General features: G+C 65.4%; 1 protein-coding gene. It reads right to left on the reverse strand.

What is annotated here, in order from left to right; genetic code table 11:
* Window positions 1-266: heme-binding protein (locus GHO25_RS25975; protein ID WP_178110270.1), on the reverse strand; the 266-nt coding region annotated here is incomplete at both ends.

The following is a 266-nucleotide window of genomic DNA, read 5'->3' on the forward strand; positions in this document are numbered from 1 at the left end:
GACCAGTTCAGTGCCGGCAAACAGCGGCACGCCACCGCCTAACAGCAGCAGTTCAGGGATGGAGTTGAGGTTAGCGGCCTCCGGGTTGTTGCGTGCACGTTCGGCAAATAGCCGGGTCGGCGTTTTGCTCGACAGCGCGGTGTAGGCCTTACGCTGGCTGGCCAGCAGGTTGTGCGGCCCGACGTTCTCCGGGCGCAGCGCCAGCAACACGTTGCCACCGCGGTCCAGCACGTTAAGCGCCCCGCTGCAGTGCTTGAGCGCAGCAG

This window comes from Pseudomonas sp. FSL R10-1350, from assembly GCF_009600525.1.
GTDB classification, from domain to species: Bacteria; Pseudomonadota; Gammaproteobacteria; order Pseudomonadales; family Pseudomonadaceae; genus Aquipseudomonas; species Aquipseudomonas helleri.